13 protein-coding genes are annotated in these 17,352 nt (G+C 45.4%); 10 read left to right on the top strand and 3 right to left on the bottom strand.

The window, feature by feature from the left end:
* Positions 1-89: 89 nt before the first annotated feature.
* From WFI24_RS02970 to WFI24_RS02960, 3 genes are all read left to right on the top strand, one after another.
* Positions 90-1,577: a glutamate synthase subunit beta gene (locus tag WFI24_RS02970; protein WP_336758634.1), complete on the top strand. Its 1,488-nt coding sequence runs from the start codon at positions 90-92 to the stop codon at positions 1,575-1,577.
* A 275-nt stretch (positions 1,578-1,852) separates the two neighbouring features.
* Complete coding sequence (fur, locus tag WFI24_RS02965; RefSeq protein WP_036613667.1) at positions 1,853-2,344, top strand: ferric iron uptake transcriptional regulator; 492 nt, start codon at positions 1,853-1,855, stop codon at positions 2,342-2,344.
* Positions 2,345-2,469: 125 nt separating this feature from the next.
* Positions 2,470-4,809, top strand: a complete 2,340-nt coding sequence (locus WFI24_RS02960; protein WP_336758632.1) for a type IA DNA topoisomerase — start codon at positions 2,470-2,472, stop codon at positions 4,807-4,809.
* Positions 4,810-4,845: 36 nt separating this feature from the next.
* Here the strand turns inward: WFI24_RS02960 and WFI24_RS02955 are convergent, their stop codons facing one another.
* Both WFI24_RS02955 and WFI24_RS02950 read right to left on the bottom strand, forming a co-directional pair.
* Entirely contained in the window at positions 4,846-5,610 is a 765-nt protein-coding gene (locus tag WFI24_RS02955) for an HAD family hydrolase (protein WP_336758631.1), read from the bottom strand.
* Between the two features lie 49 nt (positions 5,611-5,659).
* Complete coding sequence (locus tag WFI24_RS02950; RefSeq protein WP_336758630.1) at positions 5,660-6,580, bottom strand: ArsR/SmtB family transcription factor; 921 nt, start codon at positions 6,578-6,580, stop codon at positions 5,660-5,662.
* A gap of 208 nt (positions 6,581-6,788) precedes the next feature.
* Between WFI24_RS02950 and WFI24_RS02945 the strand changes: the two genes are divergently transcribed.
* The 5 genes from WFI24_RS02945 to WFI24_RS02925 all read left to right on the top strand — a co-directional run bounded on the left by WFI24_RS02945 (position 6,789) and on the right by WFI24_RS02925 (position 12,308).
* A complete protein-coding gene (locus tag WFI24_RS02945; protein ID WP_336758628.1) occupies positions 6,789-7,979 on the top strand; it encodes an MFS transporter in 1,191 nt (396 codons plus the stop codon).
* An 83-nt stretch (positions 7,980-8,062) separates the two neighbouring features.
* Positions 8,063-8,788 (top strand): phosphonate ABC transporter ATP-binding protein, encoded by a 726-nt coding sequence (locus tag WFI24_RS02940; protein ID WP_091020744.1) that lies wholly within the window; start codon positions 8,063-8,065, stop codon positions 8,786-8,788.
* 22 nt (positions 8,789-8,810) lie between these two features.
* On the top strand, positions 8,811-10,130 hold the full coding sequence (locus WFI24_RS02935; RefSeq protein ID WP_336758626.1) for a hypothetical protein: 1,320 nt from the start codon (positions 8,811-8,813) through the stop codon (positions 10,128-10,130).
* Positions 10,123-10,821, top strand: coding sequence for a response regulator transcription factor (locus WFI24_RS02930; RefSeq protein ID WP_017688086.1), 699 nt, complete (start codon positions 10,123-10,125; stop codon positions 10,819-10,821). The genes WFI24_RS02935 and WFI24_RS02930 overlap by 8 nt, the downstream gene beginning before the upstream one ends.
* The gene (locus WFI24_RS02925; protein ID WP_336758620.1) at positions 10,818-12,308 is read left to right on the top strand and encodes a sensor histidine kinase; all 1,491 of its coding nucleotides are present in this window, start codon (positions 10,818-10,820) and stop codon (positions 12,306-12,308) included. The genes WFI24_RS02930 and WFI24_RS02925 overlap by 4 nt, the downstream gene beginning before the upstream one ends.
* A gap of 56 nt (positions 12,309-12,364) precedes the next feature.
* On the opposite strand, the gene WFI24_RS02920 is transcribed toward WFI24_RS02925, so the two are convergent.
* Positions 12,365-13,591: a glucose-1-phosphate adenylyltransferase gene (locus tag WFI24_RS02920; protein WP_336758618.1), complete on the bottom strand. Its 1,227-nt coding sequence runs from the start codon at positions 13,589-13,591 to the stop codon at positions 12,365-12,367.
* A gap of 193 nt (positions 13,592-13,784) precedes the next feature.
* Between WFI24_RS02920 and glgB the strand changes: the two genes are divergently transcribed.
* Positions 13,785-15,791 (top strand): 1,4-alpha-glucan branching protein GlgB, encoded by a 2,007-nt coding sequence (glgB, locus tag WFI24_RS02915; protein ID WP_336758617.1) that lies wholly within the window; start codon positions 13,785-13,787, stop codon positions 15,789-15,791.
* Positions 15,788-17,230 carry a glycogen synthase GlgA gene (gene glgA / locus WFI24_RS02910; RefSeq protein ID WP_336758615.1) on the top strand — a complete coding sequence of 481 codons (1,443 nt, stop codon included), beginning with the start codon at positions 15,788-15,790 and terminating at the stop codon, positions 17,228-17,230. The genes glgB and glgA overlap by 4 nt, the downstream gene beginning before the upstream one ends.
* Positions 17,231-17,352 lie beyond the last annotated feature (122 nt).

Raw genomic sequence — 17,352 nt, 5'->3', positions numbered from 1 at the left:
GACAAAAACTCAAGTAATGAGTAATCCATTTCATATAGAACCATGCACATGAAGGGATTAAGACAAGAACGGATGGGGGAAAACGTAAGATGTCTACACCTACTGGATTTATGGAATACAAACGTCAACTGCCAGCAGATCGTGAGCCAGCGGAGCGGATTAAGGATTGGGAAGAGTTTCATAAACACATGGCTGAAGAAGAGCTCAGAACACAAGGTGCACGATGCATGGATTGTGGTACCCCGTATTGCCATACAGGTATAGATATGATTGGCGGCACGTCAGGTTGCCCCGTGCATAACCTGATTCCAGAATGGAATAATCTTGTATATCGCGGACTGTGGAGAGAAGCACTTGAGCGCCTTCACAAAACGAATAATTTCCCAGAGTTTACAGGTCGCGTCTGTCCTGCTCCTTGCGAAGGATCGTGTACAGTTGGCTTAATTGGTCAGCCTGTAACCATCAAAACCATTGAAGAAGCTATTATTGAAAAAGGTTTCGAAGAAGGATGGGTGGTTCCCCAACCTCCTGAAAAACGTACGGGTAAACGTGTTGCTGTGGTAGGCTCAGGTCCAGCGGGATTGGCTACTGCGGCTCAGTTGAATAAAGCAGGACACTCGGTAACCGTATATGAGCGTTCGGACCGTGTCGGCGGATTGCTGATGTACGGTATCCCGACGATGAAATTGGATAAGAAGGTAGTTCAACGTCGTGTTGATCTGCTTGAAGCAGAAGGTATCCAATTCATTACGAACACCGAGATTGGTAAAGATATTGCAGCACAACAACTGGTGGATGATTATGATGCTGTTGTATTGTGCGGTGGTGCAACCAAGCCGCGTGAATTCAATATTGAAGGCAGCGACTTGAAAGGCGTTCATTACGCCATGGATTTCCTGAATGGCAGCATCAAGAGCTATCTGGACTCCAATCTGGAAGATGGTCAATATCTGTCCGCTAAGGATAAAGATATTATCGTCATTGGTGGTGGTGACACAGGATCTGACTGTGTAGCTACATCGCTGCGTCATGGTTGTCGTACGATCACTCAATTCGGTACGCATACACAAGCGCCTATGGAGCGTGATCGCATCAACAATCCTTGGCCGCAATTCCCGAACGTGTACACACTTGATTATGCACAAGAGGAAGCCAAAGCGTTGTTTGGTCAAGATCCGCGTGAATTCTCGATCATGACAACCAAATTTGTCGGAGACGATGAGGGTAACCTCAAAGAATTGCACACGGTACAGATCGAGCGTATTGTGGATGAGACTGGTCGCAAGATTTATCAGCCAATTCCAGGTACAGAGCGTGTATTCCCGGCTCAGATGGCCATGATTGCGATTGGATTTGATGGACCTGAACAAACGTTGGTAGAGCAACTGGGTCTTGCAACAGATCGTCGTACAAACGTTAAGGCACGTTACGGCAAATACAATACCAATGTGGATAAAGTATTTGCAGCAGGTGACATGCGTCGTGGTCAAAGCTTGGTTGTATGGGCAATTAATGAAGGCCGTGAGGCTGCTCGTGAAGTGGACAAATACTTGATGGGTGCTTCGGTTCTGGTGTAACGAGGTACAAAAAGAGCGGATTAATACGCATACTAAACATTCATAACTGTAATAAGATTATAAATGACAGCCCTCGCGTTCAGCGAGGGCTGTTTGTTGTTTATTGAATAGAAAAGACTACATATTTCACGTAAGTGTGAGCAATAGCATTGCTTTTTAAGTGATAAAGATTTATTATTATATTATAATGATTATAAATAAGGATTCACTGAAACCAAGAAATTCGTACGTTAAAAGTAAAATTTAATGAATATAAACTGGAGGTGCGACCTGCTATGGCAAGTAACCGGGACAAGTCCATTTCAGAACAGATATTTCACATTAAAAATCAATTGGTTGAAAAAGGATATAAGCTAACACAACAACGGGAAGTTACCGTACGTGTGTTGCTTGAACATGAGAAGGATCATTTTAGTGCAGAGGAAGTATTCCTGCTGGTCAAAGAGCAATTCCCTGAGATTGGATTGGCCACCGTATACCGCACTCTTGAACTCTTAAGTGACCTTCAGGTCGTTGAAAAAATTAACTTTGGCGATGGCGCTGCTCGCTTCGATCTACGGAGTACGGACGGGTCTCATCACCACCATCACTTGATCTGTACAGAATGTGGAAAAGTAGAAGAGATCATGGAAGATGGCCTGCTACGTTTGGAACAACAAATCGAGCGTCAGTATGGCTTTGCTGTCACGGATCATCGTCTGGATTTCCAGGGTGTATGCAAAGAGTGCAGACAAAAGCATGTACTGAAAGAACAGGCAGCAGGTTAATTCATTGTGGGAGGGTGCTCCCGAATCCAAAATCTGATATAATAAGTTTCAGAAGCAAGGGGCTTCCGTCGGCGGAAGGCCCCTTTTTGCCGTCATGCGGACGGTGAAGGAGGAGAGATGGACGGATGAAGACACTGGTTATAGCGGAAAAACCCGACATGGGTCGAACCATTGCCGCCGTCATAGAACCAAAGGCCAAGAACAATCGCACGTATCTGGAGGGTGAACATTACATCATCACTTGGGCGATTGGGCATTTGCTTGGACTGGCTGAACCGGATGCCTATGATACGAAGTACAAGCGCTGGAATATAGCGGACCTGCCAATCATACCTGATCAGTTTAAGATTGTACCCAATCCGAGAACGAAAGATCAGCTCAAAATGATTGGAGAACTGGCGAAACGGGCTTCAGCGATCGTCAATGCTTGCGATGCAGGGAGAGAAGGGCAGTACATTTTCGCTCTCATACAACAGCAATTGAAGCTGCGTCAGCCTGTAAAGCGTTTATGGATATCGGATTTGACGGCAGAGAGTATCAGACGAGGTTTTGATGGTCTGAAGGATGCATCTGAATTTGAAAATTTAACCCATGCAGCTCGCGCGAGAAGTGAAGCTGATTGGCTGATCGGCATGAATGCTTCACGCGCATTTACTACTCGACATAATGCTTTGCTGTCTGTAGGCCGTGTGCAGACGCCAGTACTGGCGCTAATCTACGATCGGGAAATAGAGATTGAAGCGTTCCAGTCACAGACCTTTTATGAAGTAGCCGCCTGGTTTCGGCAGGAAGGTGTCGAGTACCGGGGACTGCGTCAGGGAGATAAGTTGACCGATGCTGAGGCAGCAGAGGCCATTGCAGCCAGTGTGAAGGGCAAGACAGGGCAGATTACCAAATACGAAGCAAAGCAGACGAAGGAGTATCCGTATCGTTTGTATGACCTGACCCTTCTACAGCGTGAAGCCAATGCCAAGTTCGGATATGGTGCCAAAAAAACACTGGATATCGCACAGGCCTTGTATGAAAAACACAAGGTGATTTCGTATCCACGGACGAACTCCAACTATGTTACAGAACAGAATATTGAAGGTATGCACAAAACGCTGAACCTGCTCAAGAATGGGACGTATAGTGAGCTTGCACAAGGGGCCAAGCCGGAGCTTGTTCATAAGAACAATAAAGGGGTATGTAATCCGAGCAGAGTTGAGGATCACCATGCAATCTTGCCAACGTTGAAGCGACCGGGTACGTTATCCAAGGATGAACAGAATATCTATGATTTGATTGTAAGACGCTTCTTGTCTCACTTCTATCCTCCGGCGGAGTATAAGCAGCATACGGTGCTCACCGAAGTGGAGAAGCATCAGTTTAAGACATCTGTCAAAGAGCTGCTGTCCCTCGGATGGAAAGTGGTGCTCGGTTCTGGAGATCAGGAACAGGGTGGCGCAGGCAAGAAGAAGACTAAAAAGAACAGTAATGAAGAAGAGGAAGCCGAGGAATGGACGGACAAGGCTTTTGCCGTACAGCCTGACTTACCTGTTCAATGTACGAAGAGTGAGTTTAAGGAAAAGGCGACTCAGCCCCCCAAGAGTTATACAGAGGGAACGCTTCTGAAAGCGATGGAAAGTGCAGGCAAGCAGATCGAGAATGAAGAGCTGCGAGACGCGATGAAGGACAGTGGCCTGGGTACCCCGGCTACACGTGCGGCTACGATTGAACGCCTCAAAAACGTAGGTTACATTACGCTGCAGGGGAAGAAAATGCAGTTAACCCTTAAAGGCAGAACAGCGATTGAATTGATTCGCCGAGCAGGCGTGGATCTGTTAACTTCACCAGAGATGACAGGCCAATGGGAAAGAAGACTATATCAGATTTCCAAAGGTGAGGCGGGTCAGGACAAGTTCATGGAGAACGTCAAGAAATTTACCTTGTCCATCATTGAAAAAGTACGTGTGCAAGCTCCAGCGCCAGCAGATGCTTTTGGGGAAGATTCGCGTGCAGGCAGGGGGAAAGGCAAAGGAGCCAAAAGCCAGGCCGGCAATACGCGAACATCTGCCAAGACAACTAGTGGCGGTTCAGCTGTAAAAACGTCACGTCAGTCTTCGGCGTCTTCGTCAAGATCTAGTAGTAGGACAAGTACGACTACCAAGGCGCCATCTTCAACTGCGAACCAATCAGGAGTGAGAGAGTTACTGGCACCCTGTCCTTCACCCGGCTGTACAGGCCAGATCATAGAAGGCAAGAAGGGCTATGGATGTTCACGTTTCAAGGAAGGCTGCTCGTTTGTAGTCTGGAAAGAGTATGCCGGCAAAAAAATCACCAGTACGATGTTAAAATCGCTGATTGAGAAGGGGAGTACGCAGGTACTATCTTTCAAACGGAAAGACGGAAGTACGGTGAAAGCACGTATTATTTTGCAGGACGTGGTAACAGGCAAGTTATCTGGTGAGAAGCAGGATGCGTGAGCTTAGTTAACATGTTAACATAAAGCAAAAGGACCCTTAACCAAGGGTCCTTTTCTGTTGCTGCTGTTGTATATTTTCGTGTATGACCTTCGGTACCTCTTCCAATGCAGTGATGGTGTACATCGATGTTTCCGGATTAGGCTGAAGTTCTACAATGTTGTATTGCCATTCGTTTGGCTGTTTGATGTATATGCTGTGAATTCCGGCTTTTACTGCGGGCATAATATCTGTCCGAAGAGAGTTGCCAATCATCCATGTTGTTCGACGATCAAATGGACCGTTAGATAGAATTCCTTCCAGGGCCTCGATGTTTTTGTGTTGTCGGATATAGATCCGATCATCAAAATAAGCTGAGAGCTTCATCTGATCAATCTTGCGCTGCTGAATCACGGTTTCGCCACCTGTATATAAGTAGAGGGAATGTCCAGCACTTTTGAGGTTCTCAAGCGTTTCGACCATATGAGGGTAGGGTTCAACCTCCTGGTCGTACACACTCATGCCCAACTTGCTCAGATAATTTTCTTCTCTGGGAGAAGTTGATCTGGCGAACTTCCGGGAAAAGTAACGATAGGTATCAATCAGGGATTGCGGGAAGTGATGACTAGCGAACCCAAGCTTGTTCACGCCGGTTACATCAATCTCCAGTTGTTTTTCGCGGATCTCTTGCGTCGTTAGTGAATGTCCGTCAAACCACTCCTGCATATTCTCAAAGAATTCTCCCAAAATCAGGTTAAAATACTTGTTGCAATATACGAGTGTATCATCAAGGTCAAACAAAATATGTTGTTTCATTATTTTCATGATCTAACTCACTCCTTGTTGCCAGTAACTCCACAATGGTTCAACTAAATTATATGCGAATATAGGATTCCAGGAACATATTCAATTCAGATACGCCATCTGGACGAATACTGTATTTCTCTTTACGATTACTTCCCAGCAGATGGGTTCGCAGCAGACCTGCGATGCGCAGCGCCATCACCTGATCTTTGACAGTGTCTTCGTCTTTACCCAATTCTTCACACATCTCAGCGAGGGATTTGGGTTCATCCGATACGTAACGAAGCAGGCGAAGTCTTTCAGGATCAGCCAGTGCATGGGTGAAACGTAAAAGGCATGTTGGTGGCTGGTCTTCGTTCTCTTCAGGTGCATCTACGGGATACTGCATGATCATCATACCCTCATAGAAGCAGTACATATTAATAGGGCGGTTATGCACCGTTGGAAACAGGATAACTTCATTCAGTCCAGGCATGGGTTCAACAAGAACTCCTGCAGTAGCATATTCAATGAGCAGTTCAGATTCCATTTTATCAAGCAAAACGCGTTTTTCTTCAGCATCTTCTTCCAGCCATACACGCTGATCTTCACTCATATTCTGACAGTAGTGTTGATCCCATAGTCGCAATAATGGGACATAGCTGTTCCGAATACGCGTAGATTCTTCTATAGTAAGGGCGGGCAGAAGAGGAGACACACGTGCATACAGGTCATCCGCTGTCATTCCGGCAAGCATGTCCAGAAATTCACGATTCTCCTTCGTATCATTTTGATACGCAGCCCATGCAAACAGGACATCAAAATCATCAAAAGGCCAAGTGGCAGCGGGTGCGAGCGCAGCTCGTACATTGGAACTTAGTTTGCCTTCCACTTCCAGAATCCATTCAGGACCTATATCCAGATGCTGAATCCATTTTTTCGTAACATAAACCAGAAAGCTGTTGAGCATTTCATATATCGGTGAAACATCAATTTTAACATGATAAGCCATATTGTTGCAGAATCCTCCCGTCACATCTAAGTGTACGCAGCGACTTAAGTACTATTATGGCTTGTTTTGCAGGGCGTTGTCCACTATAATGTTCAAGTCCGGGGCAAAGCCCTGATTCAAGAATAGCAGTTCAAAACCATATGTATACCATACGAAAGTCGTCAGCGATGGCGATTTTTCTTTGTGTGCTCGCAGGAGGAATGAATTCGTGTCATCGATTACTCGCCCCAAACTATCACACTCGACAGCCAATTATCTGATTTTGATCACGGTTATTGTGGTAGCTGGAATTAGTCAGGGGCTTTTGCTGCCTGTGCTTTCGATTTTTTTGGAGCAAAAAGGGGTTTCACCAGGTTTAAACGGATTAAACGCTGCTGCATTGTACATTGGCTCTTTTGCCATGACTCTAGTTGCGGAACGACTATTGGGAGCACTCGGGTTCAAAAAATTGATTGTGGGTGGCCTGATATTGGTCATGGTCCCTTTAATACTATTTCCGTATTTACCAGATATTAAAATATGGTTCATTTTGCGTCTAATCGTTGGAATAGGAGACAGCGCACTGCATTACGCGGCTCAACTCTGGGTGCTGCTTGTTACGGCACCTGAGAAACGTGGACGCTACATATCGCTATATGGCATGTCCTACGGTCTGGGATTCAGCATTGGTCCGCTGGGAATCAAGCTGCTTGGATTCGGTGATGCTGTCCCTTTCTGGGCATTGTTCGTATGTATGGCAGCAGTACTTATGCTGGTATTAATGAAGCTTCCGAATACGAAGCCGGAAAAAGCAGAGCATGGCCAGCTCCCTGAACGGCGCTTCCGTCGTAGTCTGGCTTGGGCTTGGTACGCACTGTTACCTGCTCTTTTGTACGGATATATGGAGGCCGGCATGAATAGTAACTTCCCCGTGTATGGCCTGCGTATTGGGTTCGACACCGATCAGATTTCGTCGTTGCTTCCCTTTATCGGTATTGGAGGTTTGTTCCTTCAATTGCCTCTGGGGATGTTGAGTGACCGATACGGGCGTAAAAAGATATTGATGTTTGCGGGCATCAGCGGGGGAATCATCTTCATGCTGGTTCCAGTCGCAGGTACGCATTTCTGGTGGACGCTTGTATTGTTAACGATTGCTGGTGGCCTGGTCGGCTCCTTTTTCTCATTGGGCCTTGCCTATGCCGCAGATATTTTACCTAAAGTGTTGCTGCCTGCAGCGAACGTTGTGGCTTCCTTTCATTTCACGATTGGAAGCATTATCGGACCGAATCTGGGCGGTCAGATGATTAACTGGATTTCGCCCGGAAGCATGTTTACCTTGCTGGGTGTCATGTACCTTCTTTTCGGGGCGGCAGGTATATTATTTCGTCGCAAACCTGAGTTCGAATCTGTGTTAAAATAGAAGCTGGTGTTCGCATGGAAATTGATGTCCATTTCCGAGTACACTAGTGGTAGGGAAAAACATGGACAAGAGGAGACATCGCGATGATCAGAGTAGAGAACTTGAGCAAATCCGTTGGCGTGGACCGCGTTCCCGTTCTACGGGATATTCGTTTTGATATGCAACAAGGTGAGATGATAGCTGTAGTTGGCTCAAGCGGTAGCGGAAAAAGCATGCTGCTCAAATGTCTGGCTATGATGGAGAAATGGGATTCAGGCCGATTTACGGTCGATGGGGCCGAGATTTTGAAAGAAGGCTGGTCCGGTAAACGAAAAATCAAACGGGAATGGGCATACTTGGAACAGAATCCAGAACTATTTCCTAGACGTACGGCTCTTAAAAATGTGTTAATCGGACGATCGGGTCAGACTCCCGTATGGAGAATGGTAACCGGTATGGTTCGTTCCGATGATTATATGGGTGCTATGGACTATCTCGAAGGATTGGGATTACTTGACAAAGCACATCAAATAGCAGAGAAGCTGAGTGGTGGAGAGAAGCAGCGGGTTGCCATTGCAAGAGCGCTTGCTCATGGTGCCAAAGTGGTTCTGGCCGATGAACCTGTAATTGGTCTTGACCCTCACACAGCAGATTCCGTGCTGGAAACGCTGCGCAAATTATGTGAAGAAGAACGCGCAACTGTCATTGCAGTATTGCCTATTGAACTTGCTGAGAAACATGCCACGCGAATCTGGGGATTGGCAGACGGCAAGATTGCTTTTGATATTCGTGGACGGAGACTAACACAGCAAGAAAAAAACCAGATTTAAACTATTGAAAAGAGTGATGAGATTGTTTAATTCACGGTGGGGACGCTTTGTAGCAGCAGGAACAATGGCGATCATGCTTGGTTCTGTTCTAAGCGGATGCACAGTCATAAGTGACCCCAAGGGTTTGATGAGAAAACCAATGATGTCCACCGATAAGGAGAAACTGTACAACGTGGTTCAGGTTAAACTGCCGCCAGAGAGCACGTTGATTCGTCCCAAGGATATGAATAATACCAGTATGATTCGAGTGGAAGACCTGAATGGGGATGGAACTCGGGAAGCGATTGTTTTTTATGAGACGCCGAATGAGAATGTGCGAATCCATGGCATGATTTTGGAAGAGCAGGGAGGGACATGGGTTAAAAAGCTAACATTTGATGTGCCGGGAAATGAGCTGCAATCCTTTAAAGTATTGGATATTACAAATGACGGAAATCCGGATATTATTCTTGGTGTAAGTCTGCAGGAGCAGAAGGCCCTGACTGCATATTCTTACAAGGGCGGGGCACTGGAGCAGGTCTTGGGTGGAGTTCCGTATAATCAATATATCATTGATGATGCGCAGGGCAACACGCTGGATTTGAGCGGAGATGGTAAAAGTGATTTTGTTATCATTTCGCTGAACAACAGCGGTTTTGCAACGATTGCGTTATACCAGTACGAAGATGGCAGCTTCAAGGAAGTTGATCGGGTGCAGACCGATTATACCGTTAAAGAAGTATATAATGCTCTGGGCGGAGAGATCGCTGAAGGACAAATGGGCATTGTACTGGATGCTGAGCTTGATGATCGAAGCTCCTTCTCGCAAATTATGTATGTTAAGGATAATAAGTTAGTGAATGCTTTCAAATCACCGGATCAAACGTATAGAGATGACAAAATTTTAAGCGGTGATGTTGATAATGATGGTATTATTGAGTTTGGACTTAAAGAGACTCCAAAAGGTTGGGAGCATTACGTATTTGACTCTCGGTTGTGGTTTTACACCTATTATCAGTGGGATGGCAAAGACGGCAAGAAATTTGTCTCATTCCAATTCCGGGATGATGCTGATTTATTTCATCTAAACCTCAAGCCAGAGTGGTACGGTAAGATCACTATTGATACCAAATCGGAAAAAGAAAAATATATTCGATTTAAAATGATTGAAACTGACGAAACCGTGGCTGAGATTAAATATTTTACTCTTTCCAAGTGGGAACAGGAGAAGGGTAAAAGCTGGAAGGAAATTACACGAACCAAAGATCGGGTTATTGCTTCTAGGGTAGCACAATCAGAGGCGGGTAAAGATGCGCTAGGAAATACTTCTCAGCTGAATAGAAAGGGAGAACTTAATGAGTAAAGTACTTATTCTTGAGGATGAAGAATCCATCCGCAGTTTTATAGTGATCAATTTAAAGAGAAACGGATTCGAAGTGCTTGAAGCGGGTGATGGCCATGAAGCGCTACGCATACTGCAAACGGTACCGGATATTGATCTGGCTCTGCTGGATGTCATGGTACCTGGTATTGATGGATTCGAAGTGTGTCGACGGATCCGCGAGACCAATGAACGCTTGGGTATCATCTTCTTAACCGCGAAAGTGCAGGAACAGGATAAAGTGTATGCACTTTCTGTTGGTGCAGATGATCATGTAAGCAAGCCTTTCAGCCCTACAGAGTTGATTGCGCGTATTCAGTCTTTATTGCGTCGAGTGAACGTGCATCGGGAAACCGCGGCAAAGGTTACGTTCCAGTCAGGGCCATTTTCCCTGGATCTGATCTCGAAGCAATTCAAAAAACAGAATGAAGCGATTGAATTAACTCCAACGGAATTTTCCCTGATTCAGTTTTTCCTGGAAAAAGAAAATACACCGCTCAGCCGCGATGTGTTGTTAGATCACGTATGGGGAAAAGAGTACATGGGTGATCCAAAAATTGTGGATGTAAACATTCGTCGTCTGCGTCAAAAAATTGAGAACAATCCTTCCGAGCCCGAATACCTGCAAACTGTATGGGGTCACGGGTACAAATGGAAGGGCCGGGAGCAATGATTAAAAAAGGCATTACTCGGCAGATCGTACTACATTATTTCTTTGTAGTTTTTCTCGCTCTGCTGTTGGTCGAATTCGTATTTATGTTGGCAGTACAAAGGTATTATTATGAAAGTATCTACAATACGATTAGCACCCACATTTCTAATTCAAAGGACTTTTTCGAGCCGATTGCCCGTGAAAATACTACGGAGGATGGCAATAATCTGTCCAGACTTATTGTGAACTTGGCATTGTCCAATACTGAATTGGAAATTTTGGATCTGAACGGGCGCGTATTGGCGAGTTCGACTGCTTTTGAATCTGACCGTGCTGTGCTGCAAACCAGTGATATTATGCAGGCTCTGAATGGGGATATGGGACGCTGGATTGGAAGACAACCAGGTACTGGAGAATCCGTCATGGCCGTTTCACACAAGTTTGATCTGGGCGGCGAAAATACGTATGTTATTCGATATCTGACATCACTCGAAGATGTGAATTCAAAGCTGTTGAATATGGGACTACTTGCCGCTGCGGTCGGTGTTGCCGTGCTTGCGATTGTTCTGATTATCAGTATTGGTATGGCGAATTCCATTGTGCGTCCAATCAACAATATCACTGCAGTATCGGCTCAGATGGCCAGAGGACGGCTGGATGTCAGGGTTAAAGGAAACTATAAGCACGAACTGGGCGAATTGGCTTCGACGCTTAACTTCATGGCACATGAAATCGTGCGCAGTAATCAGATCAAGGATGATTTTATCTCTTCGATCTCACATGAATTAAGAACACCTTTGACCAGTATCAAAGGCTGGAGTGAGACACTGGATTCAGGTGGTTATGATCCGGAAGAAACCCGCATCGGAATGGGTATTATCTCCAAGGAAACAGAACGACTGATTGGACTTGTTGAAGAAATGCTGGATTTCTCCAAATTACAGCAGAATCAGATGAAGCTGGTCAAAGGAACCGTCAACATCCGTGAAATTGTGCAGGAAACGATGTTGAATGTCTGGGCCAAAGCGGAACAAAAACAGGTTCATCTCAAGTTGGAAACGGACGAGACTCGTGCTTATAATGTCCATGGAGACGGGAACAGACTGAAACAAGTCTTCCTGAACGTTGTGGATAATGCAATCAAATTTTCACATGAGAATTCATGGATCTTCTTGTCCGTCAAAGAGGAGAATGGTCAGATCATTGCAGCTGTTCAGGACACCGGTATTGGAATCAGTGAGGAACATCTAATCAAAGTAAGAGATCGCTTCTTCCAGGTAAATCATCAAAATGGGGGAACTGGGCTGGGGCTTGCGATTACGCAGGAACTGGTAGAACTGCATGAGGGCACCATTACAATGCAGAGTGAACTCGGCTCTGGTACAACGGTTACGGTCACGTTACCGGCTGTGGCAGAAGAGATGGGTACAGAGGAATCTGTAACGCAGCCTGATGATACTGAAGTAAGAGAAGCATCCGATGTAAAATTGGATCCAGAAAAGTCTTAAGGTTGTATAAGACCAAAAAAGGCGAGCCACAATGGCTCGCCTTTTTTGGTATATGATTATGAAGAAAGTTCACCAGCGCGCAAGCGCCCACTTTTTTCATAAGCTTCTTTCAACATACGAACAGGTTGTGTACGGACAGCCGGTTTCGCAGAGACAATCTCGTTAGGACCAACGACAACAATTTCATCTGCCGTACCTTTAACGATTGCACCGTCTTTAATGATCGCACCTTCACCAATGATGGCGCGCTCGATGTGAACTCCACGACCTACGCGTGCGTTCGGCATAACAACACTGTCTTTTACCTCTGAACCCTTACCTACTTCAGCACCGCAGAAGATGACAGAACGTTCAGCACGACCTTCAATGGCACAAGAGTCGTGAATCATGGAAGCCACATGTTCAATCTTCGCGTGTCTAGCCTTGTAAGCACTTGGCTTAGAGCGCCAGTCGCGGGTAAACATCGGCCAGTTCTCTTTTTGAAGACTCCAGTCTTCATCGTTGTGCAACAAATCCATATGTGCATCCCAAAGGCTCTTAACCGTGCCTACATCTTTCCAATAACCATTAAAGTTATAGACAAAGAGGGGATTATTCTCGTTTAACATTTGAGGAATAACATCTTTGCCGAAGTCATGGCTGGATTCAGGGTTGGCTGCATCTTCCAAGAGATGCCGTTTCAGATACTCCCACTTGAACATGTAAATACCCATTGAAGCCAGATTACTTTTTGGTTCCGCTGGTTTCTCGGTAAACTCGGTTACACGTAAATTCGCATCAGCAGCCATAATTCCGAAGCGATGTGCTTCATCCCACGGAACTTCCATCACCGAAATGGTTGCTGCCGCATTGTTGGCCTGGTGAGCCTCCAACATATCACGATAATTCATATGATAAATATGATCACCCGACAAAATTAGAACATTTTCGGGGTTTTGCTGATCAATATAGTCAATATTTTTATAAATAGCATCCGCCGTTCCCAAGTATTCGTCATTTCCTGTATGATAAGATGGAAGTAAGGAAATTCCTGCCTGACTTGAGTCACCATGTCCCCATGGTTCTCCTTGACCAATGTGATCATGCAAAGATTCCGCTTGGTACTGCGTTAATACTCCTACAGTATCGATCCCTGAGTTTACGCAGTTACTGAGAGGAAAATCGATGATCCGGTAGTGCCCGCCAAACGGTACAGCGGGTTTTGCGATACTTGAGGTTAAAGGGGCTAATCGCTTCCCTTCTCCTCCCGCCAACAGCATAGCGATGCAATCTTTATTAAACATAATCGTTTCCCTCCCAAAATATTGTGCATTGTAGTACATCATTAACGCAAAGTAGAGCAGATGAAACGATTGTTACTGTAAAAATTCAGAAAAAAGACAACATTTTCTAACGCACCGCATTTTTCTTTTCAACTTGGCTAGAATGGGGTAATGGTTACTGTTATATCTATTTTCTTGAGAAGAAGGTGATCTCTTGGCCATTCAACCGTTGGCACGCCCGGACATATCGCCGGAGCATATTTATTTATTTCATGAAGGTAACCTTCATCACAGTTATCGAATTTTGGGCGCACAGCCTGAGATCTGCGATGGCCGTCAGGGGTATCGCTTTACCGTGTGGGCACCAAATGCCGCAGAAGTAGGATTGGCTCTGGACCGTAATGAATGGAAAGGCGAAAAGGAACCTTTATATAAGATACCCGAATCAGGATTTTGGAGTCGTTTTTTTCCGGAAATTAGTGAAGGAACTTTATACAAGTTCCGTATATTAACGGAAGATGGAACAGAATTGCTCAAAGCGGACCCTTATGCGTTTCATGCGGAGGTTCGACCTCAGACAGCCTCTGTCACCAGTTCAATCGAAGGTTACAAATGGAATGATGGAGCTTGGAGACGCAAACAACGTGGGCTGTATAACAAACCTCTACATATTTATGAAATGCATATGGGAACCTGGAAGCGCAAAGAAGATGGCAGCCTTTATAGTTACCGCGAGATGGCTGACTTGCTCGTTCCTTATTTATTAGAAATGAAATATACCCATGTTGAGATGATGCCTCTTAGTGAGCATCCTTATGACCTTTCGTGGGGATACCAAAACACTGGATTTTACGCGCCAACAAGCCGTTACGGACAGCCCAAAGATCTGATGTATCTGGTGGATACACTACATCAGGCTGGAATTGGTGTTCTGCTGGATTGGGTGCCCGCGCATTTTGCCAAAGACGCTCATGGATTGCGTATGTTTGATGGTACGCCTTTGTATGAGTATGCAGACCCGATGTTAGCAGAGAAGCCAGGCTGGGGTACACTTAGCTTTGACTACTCAAAACCTGAGATTCGTTCATTTCTGATCTCCAATGCATTATATTGGATGGAGATGTATCATTTTGACGGACTCCGTGTTGATGCGGTTACGAGTATGCTTCGGCTTGATTTTGAGAAGCAGCCAGGACAATACCGAACCAATGATGAAGGGGGTCTTGAGAACAAGGAAGCTGTAGCTTTTTTGCAGCAGCTGAATGAGACGGTGTTCAAGTATTTCCCTTATGCATTGATGATGGCTGAAGAATCCAGTGCATGGCCAATGGTGACTTTACCTGTAGATGAAGGTGGTCTGGGCTTCAACTACAAATGGAACATGGGCTGGATGAACGATACGCTTGATTACATGGAATCTGATTTTCATGAGCGTCCTTCCAAACATCATTTGCTGACTTTCCCGGTCGTATACTCCTTTGCTGAAAATTATGTGTTACCTCTGTCACATGACGAGGTTGTTCATGGCAAAAAGTCGCTCCTCGACAAGATGCCAGGAACCTATGAGCAGAAATTTGCCGGCATGCGTGCTTTTCTGGGCTATTTTATGACTTTCCCAGGGAAAAAGCTGTTGTTTATGGGTGGAGACTTTGGCCAGTTCATCGAATGGAAAGATGAGGATCAACTGGACTGGTTCTTGCTGGACTATGACAGTCACCGCAATTTGCATAAGTTTGAGCGTGAACTGTCTAACCTGTACTTGAGTGAAAAAGCTTTGTGGGAGCTTGATCATTCCTTGGACGGTTATGAATGGATTACTCCGGATGATCAGGACCAGAGCGTCATTTCATACGTACGCAAAGGAAAAAAACCTGCGGATACACTCCTTGTGCTCATTAACTTTCAGCCGGTCAAGCGGGAGCGTTACCGGATTGGTGTCATGCGTCCCGGTATGTATACCGAAGTTCTGAACAGTGACCATTCCGTTTACGGCGGTTCAGGCATTACTAATGATATGCAGCTACCTACCGAAAAGATTCCTTTTCATGGGCATCCACATAGTCTCGAATTGGTTTTACCTCCGCTGAGCATCGTGATTCTAAAAAAGAACACGCGTCGGAAAACGGATGAATCGCCTGCGAGTATAACTTCCGTCAGTTCAAAAACGAAGAATAAGAATGAAAGTAATACGCTTAAACCGAAAAGGAGGACAAAGGCATGAATATTCTATTTGCTGCTGCTGAAGTACATCCATTTATCAAAACAGGAGGCCTTGCCGACGTAATCGGTGCTCTCCCGCTTGCATTGAAGAAGAGCGGGGCAGATGTTCGGGTGATTATGCCTAAATACAAGGGGATTCCCGATGAATATAAAGACGCGTTACAGCCCGTAATTACAACGGATGTGCCTCTTGGCTGGCGGAGACCTTATTGTGGAATAGAAATGCTGGTTCATGATGGGATTCCAGTGTATTTTGTGGATAATGAGTATTATTTTGGGCGTGATGGGGTGTACGGATATATGGATGATGGCGAGCGCTTCGCCTTCTTCAACCGTGCAGTGCTCGAAGTGTTGCCACAGATTGAGTTCAAGCCTGACGTGCTGCACAGTCATGACTGGCATGCAGGAATGATTCCTTTGCTGCTCGAAGCACACTACAGACACGATTCATTCTACAGTGATATGCGAACGGTATTCACCATACATAACTTGTTGTATCAAGGGGTATTCCCGCATCAGTTATTCAGTGAAATCCTGGAGCTTGACGATCGATATTTCACAGTGGATGGAGCCGAGTATTACGGTAATGTCAACTTCCTGAAGGCTGGAATTGTGTACGCTGACCATGTGACAACCGTTAGTCCAACTTACGCACAGGAAGTGAAAACATCTTATTACGGATACGGTCTGGACGGACTGCTCAGTTCACTTGGAGATCGATTCAGCGGGATTGTAAATGGCATTGATACCAAGAGCTACAACCCGGCTACAGACACCAAAATCCCGGTGAAATACAGAACAAGTCTGTCCAAGAAAACGGAAAACAAAATCGAGCTGCAAAAGGAACTTGGATTGCCTGTTCGACCAGATGCACCTCTTATGGTCATGGTCACAAGGCTCGTGGATTCTAAAGGACTTGATCTGGTCTGCCGTATCCTGGATGAATTGTTGTATTATGATGACATTCAATTCGCTGTACTTGGAACAGGGGAGCAGTCCTATGAACACTGGTTCCGTGAAGCCGCGAATCGTTATCCACTCAAAATGTCTGCCCAGATCAAGTTCAACGATGGGTTATCCCGTCGGTTCTATGCAGGCAGTGATATCTTCCTGATGCCATCCAGATTCGAGCCGTGTGGCATTAGTCAGTTACTGGCTCTACGGTACGGCAGTGTGCCTCTTGTAAGAGAAACAGGTGGTCTAAACGATACTGTGCAGGCATATAACGAGTTTACCGGTGAAGGAAATGGCTTCTCATTCACAAGCTTTAACGCGCATGACATGATGAATACCATTCGACGTGCGGAAGAGATCTACAAACAGCCAGAACACTGGAAGAAGATTGTGAAAAATGCAATGAGTGGAGAATACAGTTGGAATGTTTCTGCTGAGGAATATATGGATATTTACCGTCGAATTACACTCGCACCTGCAAATTGATGCAGTTGTCAATGAGCCACGGCATATGATGCTGTGGCTTTTTTACGCAAAAAAACACTTCGAAACTCAGAAATGAACGTACTACATTCATCTGAGGCGGTAGAAGTGTTTTCTTTTGTTAT

It is taken from the genome of Paenibacillus sp. USHLN196 (assembly GCF_037144955.1).
In the GTDB taxonomy this organism is placed as follows: Bacteria; Bacillota; Bacilli; order Paenibacillales; family Paenibacillaceae; genus Paenibacillus; species Paenibacillus xylanexedens_C.
Note: the sequence above shows the minus strand (reverse complement) of the source record. Positions and strands in the feature narration are given on the sequence as shown.

Excerpts from the sequence above, each read along its gene's own strand:
- WFI24_RS02930 (WP_017688086.1), top strand. The coding sequence starts at position 10,123 with ATGAGTAAAGTACTTATTCTTGAGGATGAAGAATCCATCCGCAGTTTT.
- WFI24_RS02925 (WP_336758620.1), top strand. The coding sequence starts at position 10,818 with ATGATTAAAAAAGGCATTACTCGGCAGATCGTACTACATTATTTCTTT.
- WFI24_RS02950 (WP_336758630.1), bottom strand. The coding sequence starts at position 6,580 with ATGGCTTATCATGTTAAAATTGATGTTTCACCGATATATGAAATGCTC.
- WFI24_RS02960 (WP_336758632.1), top strand. The coding sequence starts at position 2,470 with ATGAAGACACTGGTTATAGCGGAAAAACCCGACATGGGTCGAACCATT.
- WFI24_RS02970 (WP_336758634.1), top strand. The coding sequence starts at position 90 with ATGTCTACACCTACTGGATTTATGGAATACAAACGTCAACTGCCAGCA.
- WFI24_RS02940 (WP_091020744.1), top strand. The coding sequence starts at position 8,063 with ATGATCAGAGTAGAGAACTTGAGCAAATCCGTTGGCGTGGACCGCGTT.
- WFI24_RS02920 (WP_336758618.1), bottom strand. The coding sequence starts at position 13,591 with ATGTTTAATAAAGATTGCATCGCTATGCTGTTGGCGGGAGGAGAAGGG.
- WFI24_RS02955 (WP_336758631.1), bottom strand. The coding sequence starts at position 5,610 with ATGAAAATAATGAAACAACATATTTTGTTTGACCTTGATGATACACTC.
- fur (WP_036613667.1), top strand. The coding sequence starts at position 1,853 with ATGGCAAGTAACCGGGACAAGTCCATTTCAGAACAGATATTTCACATT.
- glgA (WP_336758615.1), top strand. The coding sequence starts at position 15,788 with ATGAATATTCTATTTGCTGCTGCTGAAGTACATCCATTTATCAAAACA.